The 24,230-nt window shown below is 72.0% G+C and carries 22 protein-coding genes and 1 riboswitch; of the genes, 12 read left to right on the top strand and 10 right to left on the bottom strand.

What is annotated here, in order from left to right:
• Positions 1-67 precede the first annotated feature (67 nt).
• The 4 genes from E5082_RS00590 to E5082_RS00575 all read left to right on the top strand — a co-directional run bounded on the left by E5082_RS00590 (position 68) and on the right by E5082_RS00575 (position 5,246).
• On the top strand, positions 68-1,387 hold the full coding sequence (locus tag E5082_RS00590; RefSeq protein WP_135789360.1) for a sensor histidine kinase: 1,320 nt from the start codon (positions 68-70) through the stop codon (positions 1,385-1,387).
• Positions 1,388-1,454: 67 nt separating this feature from the next.
• Positions 1,455-2,114: a response regulator transcription factor gene (locus E5082_RS00585; RefSeq protein WP_279638094.1), complete on the top strand. Its 660-nt coding sequence runs from the start codon at positions 1,455-1,457 to the stop codon at positions 2,112-2,114.
• Positions 2,115-2,266: 152 nt separating this feature from the next.
• Positions 2,267-4,195, top strand: a complete 1,929-nt coding sequence (locus E5082_RS00580) for a 2-oxoacid:acceptor oxidoreductase subunit alpha (RefSeq protein ID WP_135789358.1) — start codon at positions 2,267-2,269, stop codon at positions 4,193-4,195.
• Positions 4,188-5,246 (top strand): 2-oxoacid:ferredoxin oxidoreductase subunit beta, encoded by a 1,059-nt coding sequence (locus E5082_RS00575; protein ID WP_135789357.1) that lies wholly within the window; start codon positions 4,188-4,190, stop codon positions 5,244-5,246. Before E5082_RS00580 ends, E5082_RS00575 begins: the two co-directional genes overlap by 8 nt.
• Before the next feature lie 20 nt (positions 5,247-5,266).
• On the opposite strand, the gene E5082_RS00570 is transcribed toward E5082_RS00575, so the two are convergent.
• Positions 5,267-5,665 carry a winged helix-turn-helix transcriptional regulator gene (locus tag E5082_RS00570; protein ID WP_135789356.1) on the bottom strand — a complete coding sequence of 133 codons (399 nt, stop codon included), beginning with the start codon at positions 5,663-5,665 and terminating at the stop codon, positions 5,267-5,269.
• A gap of 94 nt (positions 5,666-5,759) precedes the next feature.
• Between E5082_RS00570 and E5082_RS00565 the strand changes: the two genes are divergently transcribed.
• From E5082_RS00565 to E5082_RS00550, 4 genes are all read left to right on the top strand, one after another.
• Positions 5,760-6,623 carry an SDR family oxidoreductase gene (locus E5082_RS00565; protein ID WP_135789355.1) on the top strand — a complete coding sequence of 288 codons (864 nt, stop codon included), beginning with the start codon at positions 5,760-5,762 and terminating at the stop codon, positions 6,621-6,623.
• A gap of 141 nt (positions 6,624-6,764) precedes the next feature.
• Entirely contained in the window at positions 6,765-7,721 is a 957-nt protein-coding gene (gene rarD, locus E5082_RS00560; protein WP_135789354.1) for an EamA family transporter RarD, read from the top strand.
• Between the two features lie 90 nt (positions 7,722-7,811).
• Complete coding sequence (locus E5082_RS00555) at positions 7,812-8,285, top strand: VOC family protein (RefSeq protein WP_135789353.1); 474 nt, start codon at positions 7,812-7,814, stop codon at positions 8,283-8,285.
• 11 nt (positions 8,286-8,296) lie between these two features.
• Positions 8,297-8,659 carry a hypothetical protein gene (locus E5082_RS00550; RefSeq protein WP_135789352.1) on the top strand — a complete coding sequence of 121 codons (363 nt, stop codon included), beginning with the start codon at positions 8,297-8,299 and terminating at the stop codon, positions 8,657-8,659.
• A 6-nt stretch (positions 8,660-8,665) separates the two neighbouring features.
• On the opposite strand, the gene E5082_RS00545 is transcribed toward E5082_RS00550, so the two are convergent.
• Positions 8,666-9,697, bottom strand: coding sequence for a tetratricopeptide repeat protein (locus E5082_RS00545; protein WP_190045417.1), 1,032 nt, complete (start codon positions 9,695-9,697; stop codon positions 8,666-8,668).
• 183 nt (positions 9,698-9,880) lie between these two features.
• Between E5082_RS00545 and E5082_RS00540 the strand changes: the two genes are divergently transcribed.
• A complete protein-coding gene (locus tag E5082_RS00540) occupies positions 9,881-10,462 on the top strand; it encodes a flavodoxin family protein (RefSeq protein ID WP_135789351.1) in 582 nt (193 codons plus the stop codon).
• 13 nt (positions 10,463-10,475) lie between these two features.
• Here the strand turns inward: E5082_RS00540 and E5082_RS00535 are convergent, their stop codons facing one another.
• The 4 genes from E5082_RS00535 to E5082_RS00520 form a co-directional block, all read right to left on the bottom strand.
• Positions 10,476-11,348: an ABC transporter permease gene (locus E5082_RS00535; protein WP_135789350.1), complete on the bottom strand. Its 873-nt coding sequence runs from the start codon at positions 11,346-11,348 to the stop codon at positions 10,476-10,478.
• The gene (locus tag E5082_RS00530) at positions 11,335-12,297 is read right to left on the bottom strand and encodes an ABC transporter ATP-binding protein (RefSeq protein ID WP_135789349.1); all 963 of its coding nucleotides are present in this window, start codon (positions 12,295-12,297) and stop codon (positions 11,335-11,337) included. Before E5082_RS00530 ends, E5082_RS00535 begins: the two co-directional genes overlap by 14 nt.
• Positions 12,298-12,322: 25 nt before the next feature.
• Positions 12,323-13,501, bottom strand: a complete 1,179-nt coding sequence (locus E5082_RS00525; protein WP_135789348.1) for a LolA family protein — start codon at positions 13,499-13,501, stop codon at positions 12,323-12,325.
• A 248-nt stretch (positions 13,502-13,749) separates the two neighbouring features.
• Entirely contained in the window at positions 13,750-14,760 is a 1,011-nt protein-coding gene (locus tag E5082_RS00520) for a polyprenyl synthetase family protein (RefSeq protein ID WP_135789347.1), read from the bottom strand.
• 585 nt (positions 14,761-15,345) lie between these two features.
• A riboswitch (cyclic di-AMP (ydaO/yuaA leader) is annotated at positions 15,346-15,545 on the top strand.
• Between the two features lie 4 nt (positions 15,546-15,549).
• On the opposite strand from E5082_RS00520, the gene E5082_RS00515 reads away from it, so the two are divergent.
• The gene (locus E5082_RS00515; protein ID WP_135789346.1) at positions 15,550-16,032 is read left to right on the top strand and encodes a transglycosylase SLT domain-containing protein; all 483 of its coding nucleotides are present in this window, start codon (positions 15,550-15,552) and stop codon (positions 16,030-16,032) included.
• 70 nt (positions 16,033-16,102) lie between these two features.
• Here E5082_RS00515 and E5082_RS00510 read toward each other — a convergent pair whose 3' ends face one another.
• The 3 genes from E5082_RS00510 to E5082_RS00500 all read right to left on the bottom strand — a co-directional run bounded on the left by E5082_RS00510 (position 16,103) and on the right by E5082_RS00500 (position 19,505).
• Complete coding sequence (locus E5082_RS00510; protein ID WP_135789345.1) at positions 16,103-16,921, bottom strand: HAD family hydrolase; 819 nt, start codon at positions 16,919-16,921, stop codon at positions 16,103-16,105.
• Positions 16,922-16,986: 65 nt separating this feature from the next.
• Positions 16,987-18,189 (bottom strand): FAD-dependent oxidoreductase, encoded by a 1,203-nt coding sequence (locus E5082_RS00505; protein WP_135789344.1) that lies wholly within the window; start codon positions 18,187-18,189, stop codon positions 16,987-16,989.
• Positions 18,190-18,233: 44 nt separating this feature from the next.
• Positions 18,234-19,505, bottom strand: coding sequence for a carboxylate--amine ligase (locus tag E5082_RS00500; protein WP_135789343.1), 1,272 nt, complete (start codon positions 19,503-19,505; stop codon positions 18,234-18,236).
• Between the two features lie 245 nt (positions 19,506-19,750).
• Here E5082_RS00500 and fahA point away from each other — a divergent pair, with 245 nt between their 5' ends.
• Together fahA and E5082_RS00490 are read left to right on the top strand one after the other, a co-directional pair.
• A complete protein-coding gene (gene fahA / locus E5082_RS00495; RefSeq protein ID WP_135790087.1) occupies positions 19,751-20,977 on the top strand; it encodes a fumarylacetoacetase in 1,227 nt (408 codons plus the stop codon).
• 187 nt (positions 20,978-21,164) lie between these two features.
• Positions 21,165-22,103 (top strand): M56 family metallopeptidase, encoded by a 939-nt coding sequence (locus E5082_RS00490; RefSeq protein ID WP_135789342.1) that lies wholly within the window; start codon positions 21,165-21,167, stop codon positions 22,101-22,103.
• Between the two features lie 10 nt (positions 22,104-22,113).
• On the opposite strand, the gene recQ is transcribed toward E5082_RS00490, so the two are convergent.
• Positions 22,114-24,096: a DNA helicase RecQ gene (gene recQ / locus E5082_RS00485; RefSeq protein ID WP_135790086.1), complete on the bottom strand. Its 1,983-nt coding sequence runs from the start codon at positions 24,094-24,096 to the stop codon at positions 22,114-22,116.
• Between the last annotated feature and the right edge of the window lie 134 nt (positions 24,097-24,230).

The raw sequence follows: 24,230 nt of genomic DNA, 5'->3' as shown, positions 1-24,230 counted from the left end.
CCCGCACCCGGTGCGGACGAGCAGTCTGAGCAGGCAGGCCCACACGAGGAGAACGGGGACCACACCGATGGCCACGCACTACACGCCCTACCGGGAAGAGCCGGCCCGCCACCGCCTCCCCGCCGCGCTGCGGGCGCCGCTGGAGGCGCGGACCTGGCGGGAGCTGGGCTACGCGCTGACCGGGCTGCCGGTGGCCGTCGCCCTGTTCGTCTGGACGGTCACGATGATCTCGCTCGGCGCCGGCCTGCTGGTGACCTTCGTCGGGGTGCCCGTCCTCGCGCTGGCCCTGGTCGGCTGCCGGGGCTTCGGGGCGCTGGAGCGGGCGCGGGCCGGGGCGCTGCTGAAGGTGCGGGTGGCCGCGCCGGAGCCGCTGAACCCCAGCGGACCGGGGCTGCTGCCCTGGCTCGGCGCGGTGCTCAAGAGCGGCTCGTCCTGGCGGCACCTGGTGTACGCGCTGGTCCACTTCCCGTGGGCGGTGTTCTCCTTCTCGGTGGCCCTCAGCTTCTGGACGTACGGCTGGGCGCTGCTGACGTACCCGCTGTGGTTCTGGGTGTTCCCGATGTGGGCCGGGCAGGGCGGCATCCAGCTCTACGGGGACGACCACCACAGCGTCTACCTGGACAACCCCTTCGAGATCACCGCGACCGCGCTGGTCGGGCTGGTGTTCACGCTGCTCACGCCGTGGCTGCTGCGGGGCCTGACCACGGTGGACGGGCTGCTGGTGCGCGGCCTGCTCGGCCCCTCCCGGCTGACGGCCCGCGTGGAGGAGCTGGAGTCGGACCGGGGTGTGGTCGTCGACACCGCCGCCGCCGATCTGCGCCGTATCGAACGCGACCTGCACGACGGAGCACAGGCACGCCTGGTCAACCTCGCCATGGGACTCGGACTCGCCAAGGAAAAACTCCACCACGACCCCGAAACAGCCGCCCGCATGGTCGAAGAAGCCCACGGCGAAGTCAAAACCGCCCTCAAAGAACTCCGCGACCTCGCCCGGGGCATCCACCCCGCCGTCCTCACCGACCGAGGACTCGACGCAGCCCTCTCCGCCATCGCCACCCGCTGCACCGTCCCCGTCACCCTCACCGTCGACCTCCCCACCCGACCCGCACCCGCCATCGAAGGCATCACCTACTACACCGCCAGCGAACTCCTCCAGAACATCAGCAAACACAGCCACGCCCACCACGCCACCCTCGACCTCTGGCACACCCCCCACCACCTCATGCTCCAAATCCGCGACGACGGAATCGGCGGAGCCGACCCCGCCCACGGATCAGGACTCGCGGGACTCGCCGAACGCCTCGGCGCGGTCGACGGGGTGTTCGTCGTGGACTCCCCGCCCGGCGGGCCCACCGTCATCACCGCGGAACTGCCCTGGCGCGCCTGACGAAGCTGGAATGCTGGGCCTCCTTGTCGACAGGCGTGTGGGGGCTCGGGGAATCGTGGAGAACAAGGTGCGTGTGGTCATCGCCGAGGACTCGGTACTGCTCAGGGAGGGGCTGACCCGGCTGCTGACCGACCTCGGCCACGAGGTGGTGGCCGGGGTCGCGGACGCGGAGGCGCTGCTCGCCACCATCGCGGAGCTGGCCGGCCGGGACGAGCTGCCGGACGTGGTGGTGGCGGACGTACGGATGCCGCCGACGCACACCGACGAGGGGGTGCGGGCCGCCGTGGAGCTGCGCGGCCGCCACCCGGACCTCGGGGTGCTGGTGCTGTCGCAGTACGTGGAGGAGCGCTACGCCACCGAACTGCTGGCCGGTTCCAGCCGGGGCGTCGGCTATCTGCTCAAGGACCGGGTCGCGGACGTGCGCGAGTTCGTCGCCGCGGTGGAGCGGGTCGCCCGGGGCGGTACGGCGCTGGACCCGGAGGTGGTGGCGCAGTTGCTGGGCCGCAGCCGCAAGCAGGACGTGCTGGCCGCGCTGACCCCGCGCGAACGGGAGGTGCTGGGGCTGATGGCGGAGGGGCGGACCAACTCGGCCGTGGCCCGGCAGCTCGTGGTGAGCGACGGCGCGGTGGAGAAGCACGTCAGCAACATCTTCATGAAGCTGGGCCTCACCCCGAGCGACGGAGACCACCGGCGTGTTCTGGCAGTGCTGACCTATCTGAACTCCTGACGGCACCCAGACTGGACGGCGCGGCGAGTCCACATAACGGGAGATACCCAAGCGATCCTCGGAAGCCGACCCTGAGCGACGTAGGGTTGACCCTGGGATTGGTCCGGGGGAAGACCGCCCCCGGACGGCCGCCTCGAAGGAGGTCCAGTTCAGTGACCAGTCAGGTCAGCAGCCCGGCGGAGCAGGCCGACGAGAACGCCGCCGGCAGGCAGCGCAGACCGGGCGGAGCGAAGGACGTACGGCGCCTGAACCGGGTGATCATCCGGTTCGCGGGGGACTCCGGTGACGGTATGCAGCTCACCGGGGACCGGTTCACCTCGGAAACCGCGTCCTTCGGCAACGACCTCTCCACCCTTCCCAACTTCCCCGCCGAGATCCGCGCGCCCGCCGGCACCCTGCCCGGCGTCTCCTCGTTCCAGCTCCACTTCGCCGACCACGACATCCTCACCCCGGGCGACGCGCCGAACGTGCTGGTCGCCATGAACCCCGCCGCCCTGAAGGCCAACGTCGGCGACCTGCCGCGGGGCGCGGAGATCATCGTCAACACGGACGAGTTCACCAAGCGGGCGCTGGCGAAGGTGGGGTACGCCGATTCCCCGCTGGACGACGGCTCGCTCGATGGTTATCAGCTGCATCCGGTACCGCTGACCACGCTGACGGTGGAGGCGCTGAAGGAGTTCGACCTCTCCCGCAAGGAGGCCGAGCGCAGCAAGAACATGTTCGCGCTGGGGCTGCTGAGCTGGATGTACCACCGGCCCACCGAGGCCACCGAGAAGTTCCTGACCAGCAAGTTCGCCAAGAAGCCGGACATCGCGGCGGCCAACGTGGCCGCGTTCCGGGCGGGCTGGAACTTCGGCGAGACGACCGAGGACTTCGCCGTCTCCTACGAGGTGGCGCCGGCCGCGCGGGCCTTCCCGCCCGGTGACTACCGCAACATCTCCGGCAACCTGGCCCTGGCGTACGGACTGATCGCCGCCTCCCGGCAGGCCGATCTCCCGCTGTTCCTGGGCTCGTACCCGATCACCCCGGCCTCCGACATCCTGCACGAGCTGTCGAAGCACAAGAACTTCGGTGTGCGGACCTTCCAGGCCGAGGACGAGATCGCGGGCATCGGCGCGGCGCTGGGCGCGGCGTTCGGGGGTTCGCTCGCGGTGACGACCACGTCGGGGCCGGGGGTGGCGCTCAAGAGCGAGACGATCGGGCTCGCGGTCTCGCTGGAGCTGCCGCTGCTGGTGATCGACATCCAGCGCGGCGGCCCGTCGACGGGTCTGCCGACCAAGACCGAGCAGGCCGACCTGCTCCAGGCGATGTACGGGCGCAACGGTGAGGCGCCGGTCGCGGTGGTGGCCCCGCGTACTCCGGCCGACTGCTTCGACGCGGCGCTGGAGGCGGCCCGGATCGCGGTGACCTACCGGACCCCGGTGTTCCTGCTCTCCGACGGCTACCTGGCCAACGGCTCCGAGCCGTGGCGCATCCCGGACCTCGACGAACTCCCGGACCTCCAGGTGCAGTTCGCGCAGGGCCCGAACCACACGCTGGAGGACGGCACCGAGGTCTTCTGGCCGTACAAGCGGGACCCGCGCACGCTGGCCCGCCCCTGGGCGGTGCCGGGCACGCCGGGGCTGGAGCACCGCATCGGCGGTATCGAGAAGCAGGACGGTACGGGCAACATCTCCTACGATCCGGCCAACCACGACCTGATGGTCCGCACCCGCCAGGCCAAGATCGACGGCATCGACGTCCCGGACATCGAGGTCGACGACCCGGACGGCGCCCCGACGCTGGTGCTCGGCTGGGGCTCGACGTACGGCCCGATCACGGCGGCGGTACGGCGGCTGCGCGCGGCCGGCGAGTCCATCGCGCAGGCGCACCTTCGCCATCTCAACCCCTTCCCGGCGAACCTCGGCGAGGTGCTGAAGGGCTACGACAAGGTGGTGGTCCCGGAGATGAACCTGGGGCAGCTCGCCACCCTGATCCGGGCGAAGTACCTGGTCGACGCCCGCTCGTTCAACCAGGTCAACGGCATGCCGTTCAAGGCGGAACAGCTCGCCACCGCGCTCAAGGAGGCCATCGATGACTGACTCCGCACGCGAGCTGCTCCAGCTTGTCCCCAAGGCCGAGGGCAAGCAGTCGATGAAGGACTTCAAGTCCGACCAGGAGGTCCGCTGGTGCCCCGGCTGCGGTGACTACGCGATCCTCGCGGCCGTGCAGGGGTTCATGCCGGAGCTGGGGCTGGCCCGGGAGAACATCGTCTTCGTCTCGGGCATCGGCTGCTCGTCCCGCTTCCCGTACTACATGAACACCTACGGGATGCACTCCATCCACGGCCGCGCCCCGGCCATCGCCACCGGGCTCGCGTCCTCGCGGCGGGACCTGTCGGTGTGGGTGATCACCGGTGACGGGGACGCGCTGTCCATCGGCGGCAACCATCTGATCCACGCGCTGCGCCGCAATGTGAACCTGAAGATCCTGCTGTTCAACAACCGGATCTACGGCCTCACCAAGGGCCAGTACTCCCCGACCTCCGAACTCGGCAAGATCACCAAGTCGACGCCGATGGGGTCGCTGGACGCGCCGTTCAACCCGGTGTCGCTGGCGCTGGGCGCGGAGGCGTCGTTCGTCGCCCGGACCATCGACTCCGACCGCAAGCATCTGACCGAGGTGCTACGGGCGGCCGCCGACCACCCCGGCACCGCGCTGATCGAGATCTACCAGAACTGCAACATCTTCAACGACGGTGCCTTCGACGCCCTCAAGGACAAGCAGCGGGCCGAGGAGGCGCTGATCCGGCTGGAGCACGGGCAGCCGGTGCGGTTCGGCGCGGACGGCTCGCGGGGTGTCGTACGGGACCGGGCCGGTGAGCTGACGGTGGTCACCGTGACCCCGGACAACGAGGCGGACCTGCTGGTCCACGACGCGCACGCGGCCTCCCCCACCACGGCGTTCGCGCTGTCCCGGCTGGCCGACCCGGACACCCTGCACCACACCCCGATCGGGGTGTTCCGGGCGGTGGACCGGCCGGTCTACGACAGTCTGATGTCCGAGCAGCTGGACACCGCGATCGAGCAGCAGGGCAAGGGCGACCTGGCCACGCTGCTGGCGGGCGGGGACACCTGGACGGTCGTCGGCTGAGGTCTCCGTACGGCGTTGTTCTACGAGGTCCGGGAGCGTGTCTCCCGGACCTCGTCGTATGCGCGGCGGGCCTTCTCCACCTGCTCCAGGCGGTCCTCGGTCCACACCGCCAGCGCCCTGACCTGCTCGGCGGCCTCGCGGCCCAGGCCGGTGAGGGAGTAGTCGACGCGGGGCGGGATGACCGGCTTGGCGTCCCGGTGGACCAGGCCGTCCCGCTCCAGGGTCTGGAGGGTCTGGGTGAGCATCTTCTCGCTGACCTCGCGGCCGCCCCAGCGGCCGACCGCCCGCCGCAGCTCCCCGAACCGGTAGGAGCGGTCCAGCAGCTCGATGAGGACGAGCGTGCCCCAGCGGCTCGTCACATGCTCCAGCACCAGGCGCTGCGGGCACAGGGCTTCGCCGACCTTGTTGCTTACCTTCATAGCAGTACCTTACTTGTAAGTGGGTACTGTCTTTTGGTTAGCGCCGTTCCTAGGGTTAGCGACATAACCCCGACGTTCCCCTAGGAGTAACGCCATGAGCATCGTCGTCACCGGAGCCACCGGACACCTCGGCCGCCACGTGATCGCCCAGTTGCTGGAGCGGGTCCCGGCCGAGGAGATCACCGCGGTCGTGCGGGACAAGGCCAAGGGCGCCGGGTTCGCCGAGCGCGGTGTGCGGCTGGCCGTCGCCGACTACAACGCCCCCGAGACCTTCGACGGCCTCTTCTCGGCCGGCGACAAGGTGCTGCTGATCTCGGGCAACGAGTTCGACAAGGGCCGGGTGGCCCAGCACCAGGTGGTCATCGACGCGGCGAAGGCGGCGGGGGTGGCACTGCTCGCGTACACCAGCGCGCCGGGCACCCTGACCGCGACGCTGGCCGACGACCACCGGGCGACCGAGGAGGCGGTGCTCGCCTCCGGGCTGCCGTACTCGCTGCTGCGCAACGGCTGGTACCACGAGAACTACACCGAGAACCTGGCCCCCGTGCTGGCCCACGACGCGGTGGTCACGGCCGCGGGCGAGGGCCGCGTCTCCTCCGCCGCCCGTGCCGACTATGCCGCCGCGGCGGTCGCCGTGCTGACCGGTGAGGGCCACGAGAACACCACCTACGAGCTGGGCGGCGACGTGGCGTGGGGCTTCGCGGAGTACGCGGCCGAGCTGAGCGCGCGGACGGGGCGGACGATCAGCTACCAGTCCGTGTCCGGGGAGACCCTCAAGGGCATCCTGGCCGGCGCGGGGCTGCCGGACGCGCTCGCGGAGATGCTGGCCGGGGTGGACGAGTCGATCGCGCGGGACGAGCTGGTGGTGCCGGGCGGGGAGTTGTCGCGGCTGATCGGGCGGCCGACGACGCCGCTGTCGGTGGCGGTGGAGGAGGGCCTGAAGGCGACGGCCGGCTGAGGGGTTCCGCCGGGCGGGGTCGGGGCCGGGTGCGCCACCCCTCCTTCCCCGTCATGACCGTATGGCGATACGGGCATGACAGGCGGGGTGGGGCGGCGTTACCTTCGTTCCCGCGTGGCGGATTGCGAGAAGGAGGAGCCCGTGGCCGGGACGTCCAAGGGTGAACACCGAATAGGGCTGCTGAACGGCATCGCGGCGTACGGGATGTGGGGGCTGGTTCCCCTCTTCTGGCCGCTGCTGAAGCCGGCCGGGGCCATGGAGATCCTGGCCCACCGGATGGTGTGGTCCCTGGTCTTCGTCGCCGTGGCACTGGTGTTCGTGCGGCGGTGGGCATGGGCCGGCGAGCTGTTGCGCCAGCCGCGGCGGCTCGCGCTGATCGCGGTGGCCGCCGCTGTCATCACGGTGAACTGGGGCGTCTACATCTGGGCGGTGAACTCGGGTCACGTGGTGGAGGCGTCGCTCGGGTACTTCATCAATCCGCTGATGACGATCGGGCTGGGCGTGCTGCTGCTGAAGGAGCGGCTGCGGCCGGCGCAGTGGGCGGCGGTGGGCGTCGGCTTCGCGGCGGTCGTCGTCCTGACGGTGGGCTACGGCCGGCCCCCGTGGATCTCCCTCTGCCTCGCGGTGAGCTTCGCGACGTACGGCCTGGTGAAGAAGAAGGTCGGTCTGGGGGGCGTGGAATCCCTGGCCGCCGAAACGGCCATCCAGTTCCTCCCCGCCCTCGCCTACCTGATCTGGCTCAGCACCCGGGGCGACCTCACCTTCGCCACGGAGGGCGCCGCCCACGCCACCCTCCTGGCCTCCACCGGCATCGTCACGGCCCTCCCCCTGGTCTGCTTCGGCGCCGCCGCGATCCGAGTCCCCCTCTCCACCCTCGGCCTCCTCCAGTACCTGGCCCCGGTCTTCCAGTTCCTCCTCGGCATCCTCTACTTCCACGAGGCCATGCCCCCCGAGCGCTGGGCCGGCTTCGCCCTGGTCTGGCTGGCCCTGATCCTCCTGACCTGGGACGCGATGCGCTCCGCGCGACGCGCCCGGGTGGTGGCGATGTCCCGCCGGACGGACCCGGCTGCGGCTGCGGTGGATGCGGTGGATGTCTGAGGGGTACGTGGGGCCGGGCGACGTATCCAGGCACGCGGAAGTGGCGTAACTCGCCATGCGGGGTGGGTGCCGGCCCTATAAAAGGGCTGCATGGTGACTTCTTCTTCGCGGGTTGAGCCGCTGCACTGGAAAGTTGTGGTCGACGCGGTCGATCCGCATGGGCAGGCGGACTTCTGGGGGGCCGCGTTGCGCTATGAGCCGGAGGACAACAGTGCGCTGATCGAGCGGTTGTTGGCGGTCGGGGCGTTGGCCGGGGAGGCGACCGTGGAGTACCACGGGCGGCCCGCGTTCCGGGATCTGGTGGCTGTGCGGCATCCCGATGACCCGTACGACCCCGAGACGGGGACCGGGCTGGGGCGGCGGGTGCTTTTTCAGCGGGTGCCGGAGGCCAAGAGCGGCAAGAACCGGCTGCATCTCGATCTGCACGCCGGGCCGGAGCGGAGGGCCGGGGAGGTGGCTCGGCTCACCGCGCTGGGGGCCACCGTGCTGCGTGAGGTGAGTGAGCCGGCGGGCGTGTGGACCGTACTGGCAGACCCCGAGGGGAACGAGTTCTGCGTTCAGTAGTAGACAGGGGCATGACGAAAAGACAGTTCCTGGGGCCCCTCGCCGCCGTCGCCCTGCTGGCCTCGGTCACCGCGTGTGCGGGGGCGGGGCGCCCCGCCCCCGCCGCCACGGCCACCGCTTCCGCGTCCGCGAGTGCGCGCCCTCAGCCCGTCACCGCCGTCATGATGGACCTCATCGGCGGCAACGCCGGCCGCGCGGCCGTGCAGATGGGCCCCGACACCGAGGTGGCCTTCAAGGACGTGAGCGGGAAGGGGCGTTCGGTGGACGATCCGGCCGAGTGGAAGATCTGTGAGACCCGGCCGGGACCGAACCAGCAGATCACCGGCTACCCGGTCGTGCTCGGGGTGGTACGGGTCGCGGAGAGCTGCGAGTGAGCCGGCTCACGCCTCGGCCGCCGCCGCGCGTGCCGTCAGGCGGGTCATCCGGGTGTGGGCCGACTCCAGGGGGCGGGGGTCGGACGCGGCCGGGCCCGGCTTCGAGGCCAACGCGGTCCATACGGCGATGAGTTCGCGACCCATCCGGAGGGCCTGCTCCGCGTCGCCCACCACGCGCCACGCGGTCGCCGCGCTGCGTACGTTGCCGTAGGCCGCCGCCGGGTCGCCCGACTCGGCGCGCTTGCGGGCCAGGTCCAGCGAGAGGTCGAAGGCGCGGGCCGGGTCGCCGGTCAAGTACGAGATGTACGCGCAGAGTTCGCGCAGGTGCAGCACCTCGGGGTGCCGGGGTCCGAGCGCACCGGACGCCTTCGCCACGGCCCGGCTCGCCAACTCGGCCGCCCGCTCGACGTCTCCGCCCCGTACGGCATCCCCGACCCGTCCCAGCGCCGCCGTCCACACCTGCGCCCCGTCCGCCGTCTCCCCCACCGGCACCTCCGCGAGCATCTCCTCCGCGATGGCATCGAACCGGCTCGGCGGAATGGGCTCGGGCTCGGCCTCGGGGGCGGGCTTGGGACCGAGGACGAGTTCGGGAGCCGGCTCGGGGGCGGCCTTGGGCCCCGAACCAGGCTTGGGCTTCCTGAAGTTGACGGTGCCGGAAGCAGCCCGAGGCTTCCGCTCCGGTATGGGTTCCGCCGCCGCACCCCCCATCACCGGCGGCGGCCCGAACACCCCCCGAGGCGGCTGCACCGTCCCCGGCGCCGCGGGGAGCCTCGTCGGCTCGCCCGTCATCCGTGTCGTCCCGTCCGGCGAGACCTCCAGCGGGACCAGGCACCCCGCCGCCTCGTCGTGGATGGTGGCCCGTATCGGGGTGCCGTGGGACGTGGCCAGATCGCGGAGGTGGTTGAGGACCGCGTTATGGATGTCCTCGTCCGGGGCCCTGAGGACGGGGGCACCGGCGACCGACGCCGTGCCGCCGGCCGAGACGCGGACCTGGACCGGCCGGTCCGCGCGCCGCTTCTCGAAGCTGAGTCGAGACATCCCTGTTCCCTCATTCCCCCCGGCGCCGCGCCCGGTCGTACGCCTCCTGCGTCCAGTCTCGCCGCCCGCGACACGCCCGCGCGTCACCGCGACGTCACAGCCTCGCACCAGCCACCCTTGCGAGAGTACTTGCATGTGCATAAGATGCACGCGGATTCAACTTCTCTCGCCCCAGGGGTCCTCATGAGCCGCAGATTCCTCTTCGTCCTGGGCAGCGCCCGCACCCAGGGGAACACCGAGTTCCTGGCCCGGACCGCCGCCGAGCAGTTGCCGGAGGGGGTGGAGCAGGAGTGGATCAGGCTGGCCGGGCTGCCGCTGCCCGAGGCGGAGGACCTGCGGCACGACAGCGACCACGTGCGCCCCGCCCCCGACACCCCCGCCGGGATGCTGCTGGACGCCACCCTCGCCGCGACGGACGTGGTGATCGCCTCGCCGCTGTACTGGTACTCCCTCTCCAGCCTCACCAAGCGCTACCTGGACCACTGGTCGGGCTGGCTCCGCATCCCCGAGGCCGGCTTCAAGGAGGCGATGGCCGGCCGGACCCTGTGGGGCGTGACGGCGCTCGCCGACCGGGACCCCTCGGTCGCGGACCCCCTGATCGGCAGCCTGAACAACTCCGCCGCCTACCTGAAGATGCGCTTCGGCGGGGTGCTGCTCGGCAACGGCAGTGGGCCGGGAGACGTACGCGACGACACCGGGGCACTGGCCCGCGCGAAGACCTTCTTCACGAGCGAGACCCCACCGGCCCGCTTCCCGGGCCGCTAGGGGGTGTCTCCCCCTAGGCCGTGATGTCCTTCGCCGTGAACCGCGCCCACGCCGCCGTGCCGAACACCGCGGCGTAGACCCCCTGGAGGACCAGGTTGCGGCGGAGGTCGTCCCAGAGGACCGGGTCGCGCAGGAGGTCCGCGAAGGACAGCCAGTAGTGCGAGAACAGGTACGGCTGGATCGCGTGGAGCTGCGGGATCTGGTCGAGGATCTGGACGGTGATCAGCAGCCCCACCGTGGTCGCCATCGCCGCGATCCCGCTGTGGGTCAGCGTCGACACGAACAGCCCGAGCGCCGCCACCCCGGTCAGCGAGGCCGCCACGGCGAGGGCGATCAGCAGCGCCCGGAGCAGCCCGTCGCCGAAGCCGATGCGCGTACCGGAGATCGTCGTGACCTCCCCCAGCGGGAACAGCAGCGCGCCCACGGCCAGCGCGGAGACCGTGACCACCAGCGTGGCCAGCAGGCAAAAAGCCAGGACGGTCGCGTACTTGGTCAGCAGCAGCCGGGTACGGCCCGCCGGGGCGACCAGCAGATAGCGCAGCGTGCCCGCGCCCGCCTCCCCCGCCACCGCGTCCCCGGCGATCACCCCGACCGCCATCGGCAGGAAGAACGGCAGGGTCGCCGCGAGCGCGGTGAAGACCAGGAACAGCCCGTTGTTGGTGACCTGCGCGATGAAGGCGGGACCCCCGCCGCCCCGGTCCGGGTCCCCGCCGCCCCCCGTCTCGACCCGTACCGCGATCCCGATCAGCACCGGCACCGCGGCCAGCACCGCGAGCAGCACCAGGGTGCGCCAGCGGCGCAAGGTGGTGACCAGCTCGCTGCGCAGCAGCCCGAAGGTCCACAGCGGCCGGGCCGCAGGGGGGCAGGTGGTCTCAGCCCGCGACATCGAAGCCCTCTCCGGTCAGTGCCACGAACGCGTCCTCCAGCGAGGCCCGTTCGAGCGTGAACCCCCGTACCCGCACGCCCGCCGCGACCAGGGCGGCGTTCACCTCGGCGAGGTCGCGGTCGGGCGGTTCCCCGGTGACCGTCTCGCCGGCCACGGTGAGGCCGGTGACGCCCTGCTCCTTGAGCACACGGGCCGCGTCGGCCGGGTCCGGTGTGGTCACGGCGAGCCGGCCGCGCGCCCCGGCGGCCAGGTCGGCCACCGCGCCCTGGGTCACGAGCCGGCCGCGGGTCATCACCGCCGCGTGGGTGCAGACCTGCTCGATCTCGTCGAGGAGGTGGGAGGAGAGGAAGACGGTGGTGCCGTCGGCGGCCAGTTCCCGGATCAGACCGCGGATCTCACGCATGCCCTGCGGGTCGAGCCCGTTGGTCGGCTCGTCCAGCACGAGCAGGCGGCGCGGGCGGAGCAGCGCGGCGGCCAGCCCGAGACGCTGCTTCATGCCGAGCGAGTACGCCCTCGCCTTCTTGCCCCCGGCCGCGGCGAGCCCCACCCGCTCCAGCGCGGCGGCGGTGCGGGCGCGCCGGGTGCGGGGGTCGGCGGCCGGGTCGGCGGAGTCGTAGCGCAGCAGGTTGTCCCGGCCGGAGAGGAAGCCGTAGAGCGCGGGGCCCTCGATGAGGGCGCCGACCTCGGGCAGTACGGCACGGGTGGCCCCCGGAATGGGGCGGCCCAGGACGTGCGCGGTGCCCGAGGTCGGTTCGATCAGACCCATCAGCATGCGGATGGTGGTGGTCTTGCCTGACCCGTTGGGGCCGAGGAAGCCGAAGACGCTGCCCGCCGGGACGGTCAGGTCCAGACCGTCCACGGCGAGCTGTCCACCCCGGTACCGCTTGGTGAGGCCGCGCGTGGCGATGACGGGCGCGGCCCCTTCCCCGGTGACGGACGCCGGCTCCATCGGGTCCCCTCGCGTGTCGGGCGGGTTACTTGTCCGCGTCGGCCGCCTTGACCAGGGCGCTCTTGGTGACCGCGCCCGCGTAGACCTTGCCGTCGTCGGTGATCAGGGCGTTGACCAGGCGGGTGGAGAAGACGGTGCCCTTGCCGAAGTCGCCGGAGACCTGGTCGCCCAGCGAGCCGAGGAAGCCGCCCATCGCGCCGCCCTGCTGGGACGTCTTGTCCCCCTTGGCGCCGGTGTCGAACTTGGCGATGGTGGTCCAGCCCTCGCCGATGGTGTCGGCGCCGCTCAGACCGCCCGGCGCGAACTGCCCGCCGAAGCCGGGGCTGTGCTCGTCCTTGCCCGGCTTCTCCTCGGTCACCTTCGCGCCCCTGGGCGGGCGGAAGTCGAAGGTGGAGGCGGGCGGGGCGGCGAAGGAGACCTTGGTGAAGCCGGCGTCGAGGACGGGGGCGCCGCCGCTCTTCGGGGTGAGGGTGAACTTCAGCGGCAGGCCGGTCCTGGCGTCGACGCCGATGGTGACGTCACGGACGGTGGAGCCGGACTGCTTGGGCTTGATCACGAGCTGGTAGGCGTCCCGGCCGGCTATGCGGGCGGTGCCGTCGACGGTGACCGAGGTGGTGGAGTCGACCGACTTCAGCGCCTCCTCGGCGAAGTCGTCGGGCGTGGCGCTCGGCCGGTGTTCGCGCTTCTCGCCGGTGTGCTGGGCGGTCGTGTGGAAGACCTCGTTGCTCGCGCTGTCGTAGCCCCACACGTCCTTGTCGTTGTGGATGAGGCTGTACTCGGCGTCGCGCTCCAGCAGCGAGACCTTCTGCTTCTCGGGGCCGTCGGCGGCCACGCGCAGGGTGTGGGTGCCGGACGCCAGCTCGGTGAGCTTGGTCCGCGGGTCGGCGGAGGAGTCCTCGTGGCCGGAGCCCATGCCCTCCTGGAGGCTGCCGAGGTCGGGCAGGCCGAGGTCGGTGCTGATCTTGACGGTGCCGGACATCCGCTGGACGTCGGACTTGGCGATCTTCTCGACCAGCTGCTGCGCGGTGATCTTCGGCAGGTCCGGGTCGCCGGAGGCGGCGAGCGCCGGGACCAGCCCGATGGTGGCGGCCGCGACACCCACCACCGCGACGGGCACCACGTACCGGGCGGCCTTGCGGCGTCCGGTACGCGGGTCCTCGTCGGGGCCGGCGCCGGTCGCGTGGTCGGATTCGTACGGTGCCATGTCTGCCTTACCTCCGTCGTCGGCGGCGGCTGCGCTCGATGGGTTCCACCTGAGCCGCCATTCTCACCCGGATCGGTGAGGAGTGGTGGTTTCCCTGGTTCCCATCACACCAATACGACAGTCCTCGTACGTCAGCCCACGGAGCCAACTCGGCGTACACCTGCGGTATGACGTACGGACCGGGCGCCCGCACCGACCCGTAGGGGTCGTACGAGCGCCCGCACGCACCAGAGCCTGTCCGGCAGGCCCTAGCCCGCCCGGTGCACCACGGCGTCGCACAGTTCGACCAGGGCCGACTTGGCGGTGCAGTCCTTGAGCGGGGCGAGAGCCGCGCGGGCCTCCTCCGCGTACCGGACCGCGTCGCGGCGGGCCTGTTCCAGCGCGGGGTGGGCGCGCAGGGCGGTCAGCGCCTCGGCGAGCCGGGCGTCGTCGCTGAGGTCGGAGTCCAGCAGCTCGCACAGCGCGAGGTCGGCGGGCTCGCCGAGCCGGGCGGCGCGCTCGCGCAGCCGGAGCACGGGCAGCGTGGGCACGCCCTCGCGCAGATCGGTGCCGGGGGTCTTGCCGGACTCGTCGGAGTCGGAGGCGATGTCCAGCACGTCGTCGGCGAGCTGGAAGGCGACGCCGAGCCGCTCGCCGTACTGGGCGAGCACGTCGACCACGCTCTCGTCGGCGCCGGACATCATGGCACCGAACCGGCAGGACACGGCGACCAGCGAGCCCGTCTTGCCGGAGAGCACGTCGAGGTAGTGCTCGACCGGGTCGCGGCCGTCCTGGGGACCCGCGGTCTCCATTATCTGGCCGGTGACGAGGCGCTCGAAGGCGAGGGCCTGCACCCGGACGGCCTCGGGGCCGAGATCGGCGAGTATCTGCGTGGCGCGGGCGAAGAGGAAGTCGCCGGTGAGGACCGCGACCGAGTTGCCCCAGCGGGCGTTGGCGCTGGCCACGCCGCGCCGCACGGCCGCCTCGTCCATGACGTCGTCGTGGTAGAGCGTGGCCAGGTGGGTCAGCTCGACGACGACGGCCGAGGGGATGACGCGCGGGGCGTGCCCGTCGCCGAACTGGGCGGACAGCAGCACGAGCAGCGGACGGAACCGCTTGCCGCCGGCCCGCACCAGGTGCTGGGCGGACCCGGTGATGAAGGGGACGTCGCTCTTGGTGGCCTCTAGCAGGCCCGCCTCGACAGCCGCCAGTCCGGCCTGGACATCGGCTTCCAGTGCCTGGTCCCGCACGCTCAGCCCGAACGGCCCGACGACGGTCACGAGGTTCTCCTGTCTGCTGGTGTCTGCTGGCGACTTCACGGCTTGTCGATAGGTCGCTGCCATCAGTCAAGTCAGCGTATCCGGTCCTCTTTCGATCACCGATCGCACCCACCGGTCCAGCTCGTGAGGTATCGGATTTCGTCCGTCATGTACCGAATGGGTGGACAACGGTCGGTATAGGGGGGGTCGGTCGGACGATCCGACACTCCGGGGGTCACACCGGGCCAACGAACGGGAGAGTGCGAGAGGTTCCGCCTGCGGGGGACCGACACTCCCTAATACCCACAGACGGCCCAAATCCGCATAATCCCCCATGTCTGATTTTGCGTATTTTGCGATTCCGTGAGTTGGCTCACGTGGACCGCCCAGTCGCGTGTACCCCGCCAGGCCCCCCTCTCACCCCCTTCTTACCGTGCGCGGGACGGGAGTTGAGGGATTGGCAGACGCAAAGGATCAAGTGGGCCATTTGGGACAGACCAAGGTCAATTAGGGCTTTGGGTGAATCCAGTACTTGTTCCGGACATGTGCGGTCGCATACGTTCCGGCCCTGTCAGGCGAACGCCGAATCCTGCCGCGCCTGGCACACCCACTCACGAACTCATTCGTACGGCAGGAGCGGGGGACCCAGGTAAGCCGCCGGACCGGCGCGACCCATGTCGCGCCGGGACGGCTAGGGGTGAAGCCGTGATCGTCCCCGGTGTCCGACGGGCACCGGGGACGACGCGGCCGGGCACCTCCCCGCCCGAACCCGACAGCTCACCTCGCAGGCGACGGAGAGGAAACACCGACATGTCTGCTGCTGCTCAGCCGCGCCGTGCCCGCACCAAGCGCCTCGTCCGCACGCTCGCCGTCGCCGGTACCGGTGCCGCGATGTTCGCACTCCCCCTCATCGGCGCCACCAGCGCCTCCGCCGCCCCGGCCGCCAAGCCCGCCGCCGCCTCCGCCGCGTACTCGAACAACCTCGACGGCTGGATCCGCCAGTCCCTGGCGATCATGGCCGAGAAGGGCATCCCGGGCACCTACAACGGCATCCACCGCAACGTGATGCGCGAGTCCTCGGGCAACCCGCGGGCCATCAACAACTGGGACATCAACGCCGTCAACGGCACCCCGTCCAAGGGCCTGCTCCAGGTGATCGACCCGACCTTCCGTACGTACCACGTCGCCGGCACGTCCTTCGACCCGTACGACCCGGTCGCCAACATCACCGCCGCCTGCAACTACGCGTACCACCGCTACGGCTCGATCGACAACGTCAACGGCCCGTACTAAGCCGCCCGCACGATCACTGTGCACCGCGCCCCCGCCGCACGCCTCGCGCGTGCGGCGGGGGCCGTCGGCGTCAGGGGGTGAACAGGCGCTCCAGGACGACGGCCACCCCGTCGTCCTCGTTGGAGAGGGTCACCTCGTCGGCCACCGCCTTCAGTTCCGGGTGGGCGCCGGCCATGGCGACGCCGTGGGCCGCCCACTGGAACATCGGGATGTCGTTCGGCATGTCGCCGAAGGCGACGGCGTCCGCGCGGCCGAGGCCCAGGTGCTCGGCGGCCAGCGCGAGACCGGTCGCCTTGGTGATGCCGCACGGCTGCAGCTCCACCGTGCCGGGTCCCGACATGGTGACCGTGGCCAGCGAACCGACGACCGAGCGGGCGGTGGCCGCCAGTTCGTCGTCGGACAGCCGGTCGTGGCGCAGCAGCACCTTGCTGATCGGTGCCCGCCAGAGCTGCTCGCGCCGCTCCACCCGTACGGCGGGCAGGGTCGGGTGCGGCATCCGGTAGCCGGACTCGACCAGGGTGAGCCCGTCCACGCCGTCCTGGTCGGCGGCCGCGTGCACCTGGCCGACCTCGGCCTCGATCTTGCCGAGCGCGGTCTCGGCCAGCTCCCGGTCCAGCCGGACCGACCACAGCAGGGTGCCGGTGGCGGCGTCGTACACCTGGGCACCCTGCGCGCACACCGCGAGCCCCGTACCGCCGAGCGCGGCCAGCAGGGGGCGCACCCGGGGCGCCGGGCGGCCCGTCACCACCAGGTGCCGGGCGCCCGCGCGGGCCGCCTCCGCCAGCGCGGCGAGCGACCTGGCGGAGACCGTGTCGTCGCCGCGCAGCAGCGTCCCGTCCAGGTCGGTGGCGATGAGCGAGGGACGGGAGAGAGGGGAGGGTGCGGCCATGATCAGAGAATACGGATCGCCGGTCCTGCCGACTCACCCCGCGCGCACCGGAGTTGACGCGTGGCTCAGCTCCGCGCGCCGTGTGCCGCGGCCAGGTGTTTCGCCAGCCTCGGGGAGGCGAATTCCGTGCCGCACACGAAGCGCATCACCGGCCCGTACGAGGCGGCCGCGGGCAGACCGGTGAAGTAGAGGCCGGGCAGCGAGGAGACGTAGCCGGGGCCGAGGCGCGGCGCGCCCCGCGTGACCGCCAGGTCCGTGCGCAGGCCGGGGCCGAGAAAGTCCAGCGCGGCCAGGTCGACCCGGTAGCCGGTGGCCGCGATGACGTGGTCGGCGGTGAGCCGGTCGGTGCGCCCGCCGTGGGTACGTACGGTGAGCACCGGCGCGCCGTCCACCGCCTCGGCGGACACCACTCGCGCCACCTCCTTCACCTGCACCCGGCCCTCGAAGCGCTCCCTCAGCCACCAGGCGCCGAGCGGCCCGAGTACCCGGCGGACCAGGTGGTGCCGGACGCTCTCGGGCAGGAAGCGGTAGGGCTGGGCGTGGTAGCTGAGCGCCCACAGCGACCAGGCGCGGCCGAACGGCGACTCGGGGCGGAACCTCGGCTGCTTCCAGGGCGGCGCGCCGAAGGCGACCTTCCCCCGGCCGCGCGAGACGACCCGTACGCCGGCGCCCGCCTCGGCGGCGAGGGCGGCGGTCTCCAGCGCGGACTGGCCGGCGCCGACGACGATCAGCTCCTTGCCCGCGAACCGGCCCAGGTCGTGGTGGAGGGAACTGTGCGTGACCAGCGCGGGGCCGCCGAACGCCGCTCCGGCCAGCTCGGGCGGCAGGTGGGCGAAGCCGGAGAGCCCGGTGGCGACGACCACCGCGCGGGCGCCGAACTGCTCCCCCGAGTCCAGCTTCAGCTCGAACCCGCCGGGCCGTCCCCGCTCGACCGAGACCACCCGGACCTGCTCGAGGTCCGGCACCAAACGCTGCTGGAACCACTCCCCGTAGGCGATGAAGGTCTCCGCCGGGATGATGTCCTCATCGGTGACCAGCCGCCGGACACCCGCCGCGTCGCAGAAGTCGGCGAGCGTGTGGCCGGGCTGCGGGCAGTCGAGGTTCGAGGCGGCCGGGGTGGATTTCAGCAGCATCCCCTCCGGCATGTGCGCGCGCCAGCTCACCATGGGGTCGCCGAAGACCCGTACGGGGATGCCGCGCGCCCGCAGATGGGCGGCGGTGGACAGGCCGTACGGCCCGGCCCCGATGACTGCAACCGGTCGGATCACGAAGTCCCTCCCCAGGACGCGGTGCGCCACGTGTGTGGCCTTGCCTACTTCGTGGAGTGCGAGGTGCCGCCGCCCCGGCGGCTGGTCCGCCAGAGCTGGTAGAGGTGCTTCGCGCCGGGGCGGCCGAAGCGGGCGAGCATCGTGAGGAACGGCATCGGGTCGTCGCCCGCGAGCCACGCCAGCTCCGTGCCCTCGGCCCGCGCGGGGGCGGACGGCGTGGTGTAACCGCTGCGCCGGTAGGCGAGCCAAGCGGGCAGGTCGATGTTCTCCACGACGAACCGCCGCCCGGCCCGCTGCTCCCCCTCGGGGACGGCCCGGCCGGTGAGGTGCAGGTGCAGAGCCCGTACGACGTCCACGCCCGACTCGCTCTCGAAGAGCCGGAACTGCGCGCCCATGCGGGGGTTGAAGTCCAGCAGCTTGTACTGGCCGTCGCGGCGGTCGAAACGCAGGTCGAGATCGACGACCCCGGCGAAGCCGAGCTGCTTCACGAACCGGGTCGCCAGATCCGCGAGTTCGGGGTTGTCGACGACATAGGCGTGGGCCGTCATGCCCGCGTGCGGGGGCCAGGAGCGGACCTTGACGCCGGTGAAGACGGCCAGCGGATTCCCGTCCGCGTCGAAGCAGGCGTGCACGATCCAGTCCTCGGCCGCCTCCCTCGGCAGGTACTCCTGGAGGATCACACCGGGGTCGTCGCCCCAGTCGCGGGCGAGGGCCAGCAGACCGGCGCGGCTGCCGATCCGGGTGGTGCCGCCCACGGCGGGGCGGCTGCGCCGGACGAACGCCTCCCGGTTCTTGGCCACCACCGGGAACAGCGCCTCGTCCGCGAAGGCCACGACCTGGTCGTACGAGGTCGGGAAGACGGTCGTGGGGCTGGCGACGCCGTGCTCCTCGCACAGCTCGTGCAGCCCCTGCTTGCTGGCCAGCCGCCTCGGCAGGGCCGGGTCGACGGGCGGGAAGAGGAAGGCACCGGACAGCTCGTCCTGGTGCTCGGCGATCAGTACGGCCGCTTCCTCGTCGGTCGGGATCAGGACCGTCGGCCGGCCGATCCGGCGCCCGATCCGGCGCAGCCCCTCGACCAGGTGCTCCGGCTCCTCCGCGCCGGTCGTCGGCCAGACGAACGCCCGCTCCAGATAGCGGGAGGCGGCGGCCGGGGTGTACGGGTCCTCGGTGATGGCGTACATCGGCACGCCCAGCCGGCCCAGGCTGCGGATCGCGCCGACTCCTCCGTGGTGCAGCGGATATCCGCCGAACTTCACTATCAGGCCCGGCACTTCGCGGTCCGCCTCGATGGGCGCGCCAAAGCGTCTTCCGGCCACGGGTCCCCCCACGTGTCCCCCCTTTGGACCGGACCCACCCCGTCCGTGTCCCCCGAAGGACGCTAAGCCGGAACACTTCCCTCCGACAAGTGCTATTCGGACATTGCGAACTCTTTAGACACCGCCCCCACCGGCGGCCGCACCCTGCCCAACACACCGGTTCCGGCCGTAACGTGTGGCCCGACGCTATGGATCATCAACCCAGGCCGACGCGGATGAGAGTGAGGCAGTACCCCATGCCCCCCGTGCCACCGTTCGACGTTCCCGAGGGCGACCCCTTCGGTCCGCACAACCTTCCCTATGGCGTGTTCTCGCCCGCCGGCAGCGCCGGCAGCGCCGGTCGCCGGGTCGGCGTCCGGCTCGGCGACCACGTACTGGACGCGGGCGCCGCCGCTCGCGCGCTGGACTTCCCGCACGCGGACCCGCTCTCCGCGCCGGACCTCAACCCGCTGCTGGCCGCCGGCCCCGCCGTCTGGTCCGAGGTGCGCGCGGCGCTCACCGAGTGGGTCACGCGGCCCGCGCACCGGGCGGCCGTCGAGCCCCACTTCCACGAGCTGTCACAGGTCACGCTGCACCTGCCGTTCGAGGTGGCGGACTACGTCGACTTCTACGCCTCCGAGCACCACGCCCGGAACGTCGGCCAGATCTTCCGCCCCGACTCCCCCGACCCGCTCACCCCCAACTGGAAGCACCTGCCCATCGGTTACCACGGCCGGGCGGGCACGGTCGTGGTCTCCGGCACCGATGTGGTCCGCCCCTCCGGCCAGCGCAAGGCTCCCGCCGACCCGGCGCCGGTCTTCGGGCCCTCCATCCGGCTGGACATCGAGGCGGAGGTCGGCTTCGTGGTGGGCGTGCCCTCCGCGCAGGGCACCCCGGTCCCGCTGACCGGGTTCCGGGACCACGTCTTCGGGTTGTGCCTGCTCAACGACTGGTCCGCGCGCGACATCCAGGCGTGGGAGTACGTGCCCCTCGGGCCCTTCCTCGGCAAGTCCTTCGCCACCTCGGTCTCGGCGTGGATCACCCCGCTGGCCGCGCTGGAGGACGCGCGGGTAGCCCCGCCCGACCGCACCCACCCGCTGCTGCCCTACCTCGACGACTCCGCGCCCGGCGTCGAGCCCGGCGGCTACGAAGTGCGGATCTCCGTCGCGATCAACGGCCAGGTGGTGGCCGAGCCGCCCTTCTCCACCATGTACTGGACCGCCGCCCAGCAGCTCGCCCACCTCACGGTGAACGGGGCCTCGCTGCGCACCGGCGATCTCTACGCCTCCGGCACGGTCAGCGGGCCGGAGGAGGGGCAGCGGGGGTCGTTGCTGGAGCTGACCTGGAACGGGCGTGACCCGCTCGAACTCCCCGACGGCAAGCGGGCGTTCCTGGAGGACGGGGACGTGGTGACCCTCACGGCGTGGGCGCCCGGCAAGGACGGGGGGCGGATCGGGCTCGGGGAGGTCGAGGGGCGGATCGTCGGCGGCTGAGGCCTGCCGGGGGGCGGGGATGCGGACGGCCGGGGCCGAGGGGGTGCGGGTGTGCCGTACGCCTGTTTTCGGCGGGCGTGGGCCGTCATACTGACGGCATACGCAACAGGCGGCCCGCACCCTGCTCGCCGGCGAGCCGCACGCCCCTTCCGACCAGGCACGTCCGACCAGGAACCGGAGCCCCGGCATGACCGTCTGCCTGCTCCTGCTGACCGCCCTCGCCCTGACGGCCGCCGTACCGGTGCCCCGGGCGCTGACCCGTGCCGAGTGGCCGGAGCGGGAGCCGGTGGTGGCGCTGTGGGTGTGGCAGTGCCTGGTCGCCACGGTGCTGCTGTGCTGCCTGACCGCGCTGGTCCTGGGCGCGGCGGCCGTCTTCCACACCGTCCGCGACCATGTCTTCGCCCCTGCTCCGCCCGCCGTCACCGCCGCTTACGACCTGTCGGCCGCGCCCGCCTGGGCCACCGCCCTCACCCTGCTCCTGGCCTCCGGCGCGGCCTGGACCACGGCGATGCTGGGCCGCGAGCTGACCGAGGCGCGGCGCCGGCGCGGGGTGGCCCGCGCGCGACTGCGGGAGCGGGCGCCGGACCTGCCCGGCGGGCTGCCCCCGGCGCGCGGGCCGCTGCTGGTGCTGGAGGACGAGTACCCGGACGCCTGGTGGATGCCCGGCCATCCGGCCCAACTGGTGGTGACCACAGGTGCGTTGCACCGGCTCACCGGCCATCAGGTCGACGCGGTGCTCACCCATGAGCGGGGGCACGCCCGCGCCCACCACGACTGGCTGCTGCATCTGTCCAGCGCGCTCGCCACGGGCTTTCCGCGCATCCCGCTCTTCGCGCACTTCTGCGACCAGACGCACCGGCTGGTGGAGCTGGCCGCCGACGACACCGCCTCGCGGCGCTGCGGGCACGTCACCACCGCGCTGGCGCTGATCGAGCTGAACCAGCACCGGGGCGTGCTGTCCTGCGCCTCCAGCCGACGGCTGCTCGGCGAGCGGGTCGACCGGCTGCTGGAACCGCCGCCCCGGCTGCCTCGGGGGCACCGGGCGCTGACCACGGCCCTGGCGGCGCTGGTGCCGTTGCTGCCCCTGCTGATCACGTTCGCGCCGGGGCTGACGGCGCTGGCGTAAGCCCTGCCGGTCAGGACCAGTCGGGCTCCTCCTCGCCGTCGGGCCAGTGGAGGTCGGGGGACTCGGCGGCGGGGGCCGGGATGGCGGCGGAGGCCGGGGCCTTCGGTGCCGCTTCCGCTGCGCCGGCCGGGGCGGACTGGGCCTCCAGCACCGCGAGGACCCCCTCCCCGTACGTGGCGAGCTTCTTCTCGCCGACCCCGTTCAGCGTGCCCAGCTCGGCCACCGAGCGGGGGTTGCTGGTGGCGATCTCGCGGAGGGTGGCGTCGTGGAAGATGACGTACGCCGGAACGCCCTGCTCCTTCGCCTGCTCCGCGCGCCAGGCACGCAGCGCCTCGAAGACGGGGACCAGCTCGGCGGGCAGTTCGGCCGCCGCCGTCTTCCCCTTGCGGTCGCCCCGGCCGGCTGCCCGTGCGGTGGTCGGGCGCTTGGGCTCCTTGCGCAGCGGCACCTCGCGCTCCCGGCGCAGCACCTCGCCGCTGGCCTCGGTGAGCACCAGCGTGCCGTACTCCCCCTCGACGGCCAGCAGTCCCTGCGCGAGCAACTGCCGTACCACGCCCCGCCATTCGCCCTCGGCGAGGTCGTCGCCGATGCCGAAGACGGAGAGCTGGTCGTGGTCGAACTGGATCACCTTGGCGGTGCGCTTGCCGAGCAGGATGTCCACGATCTGCACGGTGCCGAACTTCTGGCCGCGCTCACGCTGGAGCCGGACCACGGTGGAGAGCACCTTCTGCGCGGCCACCGTGCCGTCCCAGGTCTCCGGCGGGGTGAGGCAGGTGTCGCAGTTGCCGCAGCCCTCCTCGGTGGCGTCCTGGCCGAAGTAGGCGAGGAGCTGGCCCCGGCGGCACCGGACGGTCTCGCACAGGGCGAGCATCGCGTCCAGGTGGGAGGCGGCGCGGCGGCGGAACGCCTCGTCGCCCTCCCCGGACTGGATCAGCTTGCGCTGCTGCACGACGTCGTTGAGGCCGTACGCCATCCAGGCCGTGGAGGGCAGTCCGTCACGGCCCGCGCGGCCGGTCTCCTGGTAGTAGCCCTCGATGGACTTCGGCAGGTCGAGGTGGGCGACGAAGCGGACGTCGGGCTTGTCGATGCCCATGCCGAAGGCGATGGTGGCGACGACCACCAGGCCGTCCTCGCGCAGGAACCGGGACTGGTGGCGGGCGCGCGTGGCCGCGTCCAGGCCCGCGTGGTACGGGACGGCCGCGATGCCGTTGGCGGTGAGGAACTCGGCGGTGCGGTCGACGGAGTTGCGGGAGAGGCAGTAGACGATGCCGGCGTCGCCCGCGTGCTCCTCGCGGAGGAAGGCGAGGAGCTGCTTCCTGGGGTCGGCCTTGGGGACGATGCGGTACTGGATGTTGGGGCGGTCGAAGCTGGCGACGAAGTGGCGGGCCTCGGGGAGGTTCAGCCGCTGGGTGATCTCCTGGTGGGTGGCACGGGTGGCCGTGGCGGTCAGGGCGATCCGGGGCACGTCCGGCCAGCGCTCGCCGAGCAGCGAGAGGTTCAGGTAGTCCGGGCGGAAGTCGTGGCCCCACTGGGAGACGCAGTGCGCCTCGTCGATGGCGAAGACGGAGATCTTGCCGCGGGAGAGCAGGTCGAGCGTGGCGTCCACGCGCAGCCGCTCCGGGGCCAGGTAGAGCAGGTCCAGCTCACCGGCGAGGAACTCGGCCTCCACCGTCCGGCGCTCGTCGAAGTCCTGCGTGGAGTTGATGAACCCCGCCCGCACGCCGAGCGCCCGCAGCGCGTCCACCTGGTCCTGCATGAGCGCGATCAGCGGCGAGACCACGACACCGGTACCCGGCCTGACCAGGGCCGGAATCTGGTAGCACAGCGACTTGCCGCCACCGGTCGGCATGAGCACCAGCGCGTCCCCGCCGGCCACCACATGCTCGATGATCGCTTCCTGCTCCCCCCGGAACGCGTCATACCCGAACACCCGGTGCAGTGCGCCAAGCGCCTCACTCCGGTCCGCGCCCGGCCCCTCGGTCACCGTCGTCATCTCGCTGATCCACCTGTCCCGCTCATCGCCGTACCCCGTGCGCCGTCCCTCGACCACCGCCTCCACCATAGGTGCCGCCACCGACAGCCCCGGAAGTTATCCACAGGATCTCGGCTGTGTGTGCCTCAGGCATA

Source organism: Streptomyces griseoluteus, from assembly GCF_004784465.1.
Lineage (GTDB): Bacteria > Actinomycetota > Actinomycetes > Streptomycetales > Streptomycetaceae > Streptomyces > Streptomyces griseoluteus.
Note: the sequence above shows the minus strand (reverse complement) of the source record. Positions and strands in the feature narration are given on the sequence as shown.

Bases quoted from the DNA above. Each gene is read 5' to 3' on its own strand.
- E5082_RS00590 (WP_135789360.1), top strand. From the start codon at position 68: ATGGCCACGCACTACACGCCCTACCGGGAAGAGCCGGCCCGCCACCGC.
- E5082_RS00575 (WP_135789357.1), top strand. From the start codon at position 4,188: ATGACTGACTCCGCACGCGAGCTGCTCCAGCTTGTCCCCAAGGCCGAG.
- E5082_RS00570 (WP_135789356.1), bottom strand. From the start codon at position 5,665: ATGAAGGTAAGCAACAAGGTCGGCGAAGCCCTGTGCCCGCAGCGCCTG.
- E5082_RS00565 (WP_135789355.1), top strand. From the start codon at position 5,760: ATGAGCATCGTCGTCACCGGAGCCACCGGACACCTCGGCCGCCACGTG.
- E5082_RS00555 (WP_135789353.1), top strand. From the start codon at position 7,812: ATGGTGACTTCTTCTTCGCGGGTTGAGCCGCTGCACTGGAAAGTTGTG.
- E5082_RS00550 (WP_135789352.1), top strand. From the start codon at position 8,297: ATGACGAAAAGACAGTTCCTGGGGCCCCTCGCCGCCGTCGCCCTGCTG.
- E5082_RS00545 (WP_190045417.1), bottom strand. From the start codon at position 9,697: ATGTCTCGACTCAGCTTCGAGAAGCGGCGCGCGGACCGGCCGGTCCAG.
- E5082_RS00540 (WP_135789351.1), top strand. From the start codon at position 9,881: ATGAGCCGCAGATTCCTCTTCGTCCTGGGCAGCGCCCGCACCCAGGGG.
- E5082_RS00535 (WP_135789350.1), bottom strand. From the start codon at position 11,348: ATGTCGCGGGCTGAGACCACCTGCCCCCCTGCGGCCCGGCCGCTGTGG.
- E5082_RS00530 (WP_135789349.1), bottom strand. From the start codon at position 12,297: ATGGAGCCGGCGTCCGTCACCGGGGAAGGGGCCGCGCCCGTCATCGCC.
- E5082_RS00525 (WP_135789348.1), bottom strand. From the start codon at position 13,501: ATGGCACCGTACGAATCCGACCACGCGACCGGCGCCGGCCCCGACGAG.
- E5082_RS00515 (WP_135789346.1), top strand. From the start codon at position 15,550: ATGTCTGCTGCTGCTCAGCCGCGCCGTGCCCGCACCAAGCGCCTCGTC.
- E5082_RS00510 (WP_135789345.1), bottom strand. From the start codon at position 16,921: ATGGCCGCACCCTCCCCTCTCTCCCGTCCCTCGCTCATCGCCACCGAC.
- E5082_RS00490 (WP_135789342.1), top strand. From the start codon at position 21,165: ATGACCGTCTGCCTGCTCCTGCTGACCGCCCTCGCCCTGACGGCCGCC.
- recQ (WP_135790086.1), bottom strand. From the start codon at position 24,096: ATGACGACGGTGACCGAGGGGCCGGGCGCGGACCGGAGTGAGGCGCTT.